At 67.9% G+C, this 5,483-nt stretch carries 4 protein-coding genes and 1 tRNA gene; 2 read left to right on the top strand and 3 right to left on the bottom strand.

Annotated features, from left to right (window positions below; genetic code table 11):
• Nucleotides 1–2,071 (bottom strand): TonB-dependent receptor (locus ACT4N3_RS10205; protein WP_444855113.1); only part of this gene is annotated, 2,071 nt, incomplete at its 3' end.
• Between the two features lie 14 nt (nt 2,072–2,085).
• Entirely contained in the window at nt 2,086–2,916 is an 831-nt protein-coding gene (locus ACT4N3_RS10200; RefSeq protein ID WP_444855112.1) for an alpha/beta fold hydrolase, read from the bottom strand.
• Nucleotides 2,917–3,088: 172 nt separating this feature from the next.
• Between ACT4N3_RS10200 and ACT4N3_RS10195 the strand changes: the two genes are divergently transcribed.
• Both ACT4N3_RS10195 and ACT4N3_RS10190 read left to right on the top strand, forming a co-directional pair.
• Nucleotides 3,089–3,703, top strand: coding sequence for a TetR/AcrR family transcriptional regulator (locus ACT4N3_RS10195; protein ID WP_444855111.1), 615 nt, complete (start codon nt 3,089–3,091; stop codon nt 3,701–3,703).
• Nucleotides 3,700–5,184: a class I adenylate-forming enzyme family protein gene (locus tag ACT4N3_RS10190; RefSeq protein WP_444855110.1), complete on the top strand. Its 1,485-nt coding sequence runs from the start codon at nt 3,700–3,702 to the stop codon at nt 5,182–5,184. The genes ACT4N3_RS10195 and ACT4N3_RS10190 overlap by 4 nt, the downstream gene beginning before the upstream one ends.
• A gap of 66 nt (nt 5,185–5,250) precedes the next feature.
• Here the strand turns inward: ACT4N3_RS10190 and ACT4N3_RS10185 are convergent.
• A tRNA-Pro gene (locus ACT4N3_RS10185) sits at nt 5,251–5,327 on the bottom strand.
• Nucleotides 5,328–5,483 lie beyond the last annotated feature (156 nt).

The following is a 5,483-nucleotide window of genomic DNA, read 5'->3' as shown; positions in this document are numbered from 1 at the left end:
TCGGCGGGACGGCCAGCTCGAACTGCTGCGTGTCGCTGCGATAGGACAATGTGGTCATGAAGTTGAGCATGCCGCCGAAAGCCGGCACGCCATAGTTCAGCGTGCCGCTCGCCGTCCATGCCGGGGTGTTCTGGATGCGGCGATTGTTCGACACATCAACGCCGCGCGCATCGATATATTCTTGGAAGTCGGCGTTGATATAGCCGAGCGAGAAGCCGAAGTTCAGCGAGTCGCCCGACGCGCCGAAGTCGCGCGCCAGCAGCGCATTGCCCTCAAGCTCCAGGCCCTGGAAGCGGGCCCGCGCCGCGTTCGTGGTGATGCCGATGAAGGTCGGAATGCCGGCTAGGACGGTGCCGACCGATCCGGGAATCTGCACATCGCTGTAGTCGGCGTGGAAAAGCGTCAGGCCGAAGCGCAGCCGCCGGTCGAACAGTTGCGCGCGCCAGCCGAGCTCGTAGCTGCTCACCGTTTCCGGATCGAACGACATGAAGTCGAACAACTCCTGCGCGTTGCAGACGGCGCCGGCCGGGTTGCGGCAGGCGGTGGTGACGCCGCGCGGATCGAAGCCGCCGCCCTTGAAGCCGCGCGAATAGCTTGCATAAAGCGTGTGATCGGGCGTCGGCCGGAAGCTCAACGAGGCACGCGGCGTGAAGCGCTGGAAGTCCGCAGTGCCGGTAAAGGCGGACTGGTTGACGATCCTGACGCCGGTGCCACCGAAGAAAGGCGACCCGCCGCCGCCCAGATAGACGCCGCGATCGACCACCGAGGTCCGCTCGTCCCAAGTGTAGCGACCGCCGAGCGACAGGCTCCATTGGTCGGTGAAATCGTAGGTTGCATCGGCGAACAGGGCGAAGGTCTGGGTCCCGACATCGCCGAAGGTGAGGGCGGTGATGCCGCCGGGCAGCCGCACGTCGAAGATCGTCTGGGCGTCGGCGTCGAGATAATAGGCCCCGAGCAGGACGTTCAACGGCCCGCGGTCATAGAGCAGCTGCAGCTCCTGCGACGTCTGCTGGTTGCGATAGACCGCGGGCACGTCGACATCGACCACCGGCAACGCGTCGAAATCGATCGGCGTGTTGCTGCGATCCCGGCGGAAGGCGGTGATGCTGCGCAGCGTCACATGGTCGGTGGGCTCGACCTCTACGAACAGGCTGAGCCCGTAGGCCGTGACGCGCTGCTCGGGATCGGCGAGGCCGCCGCGCGTGTCGTAGACGTCGGAAAGCACAGGCGTGCCGAGGACGAGGGCCGGGATCAGGCGATGGCCGCCGCGCGCGTTACTGTTGTCGCGGGTGTAGTCGCCCTGCAGGCGGACGAAGATATCGTCGTCATTGTTATATTCTAGACTGAGCCGGCCCGCCCAAATGTCACGGTTGTAATTCTCCTCGCCGGTGGTGAGGTTCTCGCCGAAGCCGCCGCGCGACAATCGGGCCAGCGAGGTGCCGATCCGCAGCGCCTGGCCGGCGCCCTCGGGCGCCAGCGGCGTCGAGCCGCTGACGATCAGATCGGCCTGCTCGTCCGTGCCGATCGTGCCGCGCAGACGAAGAGTGGGATCGCCGCTGAGCCGGCGCGTGACGTAACGGATCGCGCCGCCGATCGTGTTGCGGCCGTAGAGGGTGCCCTGCGGCCCGCGCAGGACCTCGATCCGCTCGACGTCGTAGATGTCGAGCAGGGCCGCCTGAGGCCGGTTGAGATAGACATCATCGAGATAGATGCCCACGCCCGCCTCGAAGCCGGCGACGGGATCCTGCTGGCCGACGCCCCGAATGAAGGCGGTCAGGGTCGAGTTGGTGCCGCGCGACGCCTCGAGAGTAACATTCGGCGTCGTGTCGCCGATATCGGTGATGTCGAGCGCGCCCTCCATTTCCAGCTGCTCGCCGGAATAAGCGCTGATCGCGATCGGCACGTTCTGCAGGTTCTCCGCGCGGCGGCGGGCGGTGACGGTGATCACCCCGTCATCCGCGGATGCCCCGGCCTGCGTGTCCTGGGCATGGAGCGGCGAGGCCGTCGCGGCCAGCGCGATGATGGCGCCGCCGAGCTTCAGGCTGGTCGAGAAATGGCGGGTGCGGGACATGGTGCTTCTCCTGTTCAGATCGCTGCTTGGGAAAGACCGGCGCGCGACAGGCGGCCGGCGAAATCGGCGAGGGCGCGGTTGAACCGTTCCGGCTCCTCGAGATGGGGGGCATGGCCCGACTGCTCGAAGCGCAAGGCGCGCGCATCGGGCAGGGTCGCGACGAGGTGGGCGGTGGTGTCGTCGCCATAAAGCTGGCTCTGGCCGCCATGGACGACGAGGGTGGGTTGGCGGATGCCGGCGATCAGCGCGCGCAGGTCCTGATCGACCAGCGACCCCCAGACGGCGGCCATCGCGGCGGGATCATTGCGGACGAATTCGGCGCTCGCCCAGTCAGCGACCTCGCGCAGCTCGGCGCGCAGCGGCTGGGCGAACATCGCCTGACCGGCGCCGGCGGCGAAATTCTCGAAATCCTCGCGGATCGCGCTGCTTCGCGCGGTGCAGACCTCGGGCGAAAGGCCGAGCGACCAGCCCTCACCATTGCAGACCCGCGCCGTCATGTCGACGATGACGGCGCCCGCAAATCGCTGTCCCGCCTCACCGGCGAGCACGTGCCAGAGCACCGTCGCGCCCAACGACCAGCCGACGCCGATCGCGTCCCGAAGATCGAGCGCCGCCGCCAACTCGGCGACGTCGGCCGCTATCCGCTCAACCTTGGGCGCATTGGCCGGCGACTCACCATGACCGCGCAGATCGATCACGATCAGCCGGTGGTTGGCAGCGAGCGGCGCCTGACCGCGAAAGAAGCCGCCATGCGCCATGAAGCCGTGAAGCAGCACCAACGGCCGCCCCGCGCCCTCGTCGCGATACGCAATCCGCGCCCCGTCAGATGCGGTGAAATGCTGCAAAAACCCTCCCCGGCCGATGCGCCCCTGTTCGAGGTTCTTCGGCCTATGCCTTGTGTCCTGCATCAATATGAAAACTGAGTCAACATTCAACTTCGTGAAACGCCAATTTCTCCCGCTGGAATCGGGGGTTGCATCGAGTTGAAACTCGGTTCAGTTTGGCCATGGAGGGGCCATGAACGATCTCGGCCATGCGGCCGTATCGGCCGAGAAGGCGCCGCGCACCGAACGCGGTCGCAAGACTGTTCGCAAGCTGCTCGAAGCGGCGGCGGCGGAGTTTGGCGCACGCGGCTATCACGATGCGGCGATCACCGGCATCACCGGCCGCGCCGGCGTCGCGCTTGGAACCTTTTACACCTATTTCCAATCGAAGGAGGAGCTGTTCCGCGCCCTCGTCCGCGACATGAGCCACGCCACCCGGAGCCACGTCGCCGAGGCTGTGCGCGGTGCGCCCGACCGGCTCGCGGCCGAGCGGCTCGGCCTCGCCGCCTTTATCGCCTTCACCCGAAAGCATCCCGAGCTCTACCGGATCATCGAGGAGGCGCAGTTCGTCGCCGAGGATTGCTATCGCGAGCATTATCATTCGTTCGTCGAAGGTTATCGCCAGGGCCTCGCCGCCGCCGCCGCGCGGGGCGAAATCCGGGAAGGGCCCGACGAGCTGCGCGCCTGGGCGCTGATCGGGATGAGCGTCTTCCTCGGCATGCGCTATGCGGTGTGGAGCAAGGACATGACGCCGGAGATGATCGCCGATCAGGCGATCGACCTCGTCGCCGAGGGCCTCAGGCCATGATGATCGGCGACATGCCGGACCTGCTCGCAAGCCGCGCCCTGTTGAGCGGGGAAGCGATTGCCCTGGAGGAGCTGGCGACCGGCGAGACGCGAACCTATGCCGAGCTGGACGCGCGGGCGGGCAAGGTCGCCGCCCTGCTCGCCGCGCGCGGGATCGGCGCCGGCGATCGGGTCGCGGTCCTCTGCCGGCAGCGGATCGCCTTCTTCGAGCTGCTGTTCGGCTGCGCGAAGCTGGGCGCGATCCTGGTGCCGCTCAACTGGCGCATGCCGGCGGCCGAGCTCGACGGGCTGATCGCCGATGCCGGCCCGAGCCTGCTGTTCCATGACGCCGCCGACGCCGCGACCGTCGCCGCGCTCGCCGCTCCACCGCCGATCATCGATCTCGACTCGGATTACGGGTGGCTGGTGACGGCAGCCGGAGAGGCGGCCGGCCGCGCGCACTGGCCGGCGGATGGGATCTTGTACCTGCTCTACACCTCCGGCACCACCGGCCGGCCCAAGGGCGTCATTTACACTTACCGGATGGCGCTCGCGAACCACGTCAATATCGGCACCGCGATCGGGCTGACCTCGCGCGATACGACGGTCGCCTTCCTGCCCAATTTCCACACCGCCGGCATCAACCTCCACGCTTTGCCGACCCTGTTCTCGGGCGGCCGCGTGCTGCTGATGGCGGCGTTCGACCCGGACGCGATGATCGCGCTGCTTGGCCAGGGACGCATCGACACCCTGTTCGGTGTGCCGACCATCTATCAGAGCTTGCTCGATCAGCCCGCCTTCGCCAGCCTGCCGCTCGATCGGGTGCGCCACTGGGGCTGCGGCGGCGCGGCGCTGCCCGACGCGCTGGCGCTGCGCTGCCGCGATGCCGGCATGAGGGTCTGCAACGGCATGGGCATGACGGAGACGGGGCCCACGGCCTTTCTGCTCGATCCGGCCGATGCCTGGGACCGGATCGGATCGGTCGGCAAGCCGCAGCTGCTTTGCGCGGCGCGAATCGTCGACATAGACGGCGCGCCGGTCGCGGACGGTGAGATCGGCGAGGTGCAGTTCTCGGGGCCTGGCATCACGCCCGGCTATTGGCGCGACGAAGCGGCGACCGCGGCCGCCTTCACGCCCGACGGATGGCTGCGATCGGGCGACCTTGCGCGGCGCGACGCCGACGGCTTCGCCTGGATCGCGGGGCGTCGGAAAGAGATGTTCATCTCCGGCGGCGAGAATGTCTATCCGGCCGAGGTGGAGAATGTGCTCGCCGCCTGCCCCGGCGTCGTCGACGTCGCGGTGCTGCCGCGGCCGGACCCGAAATGGGGCGAGGTCGGCCGCGCCTTCGTCCAGCTCGCGCCGGACGGGCGGCCTGACGAGGCCGCGCTCACCGCCTTCTGCCGGTCCCGGCTCGCGCCTTACAAAGTGCCGGCCGCATTCGAATTCGTCGCGGAGTTCCCGCGCACGTCGGCGGGGAAAATCCGGAAGCACTTGCTGGCTTGATCGACGCCTCCGGCGGAGCAATCGCGCGAAACGGTCCCCCGGACCGTTTCTAAGAAGCGCGATTGCTGGTCGGGGAGAGAGGATTCGAACCTCCGGCCCCTGCCTCCCGAAGACAGTGCTCTACCAGGCTGAGCTACTCCCCGACCGAAACGCGCGACCCGAAAGGCCGGCGGGGCCGGGGGTCTATAGGGACGGGTTTCGGCGAGTTCAAGCGGCCTCGGCGGAACGGCTCATTCCGGCGCGACCTGCGGCTCGATCTCGTCCTGCCGCGCCTCATCCTGCTGGAAGCTGCCGTCGTC

Source organism: Sphingosinicella sp., assembly GCF_052388015.1.
In the GTDB taxonomy this organism is placed as follows: Bacteria; Pseudomonadota; Alphaproteobacteria; order Sphingomonadales; family Sphingomonadaceae; genus Allosphingosinicella.
This window is presented reverse-complemented; position numbering and strand designations above follow the sequence as displayed.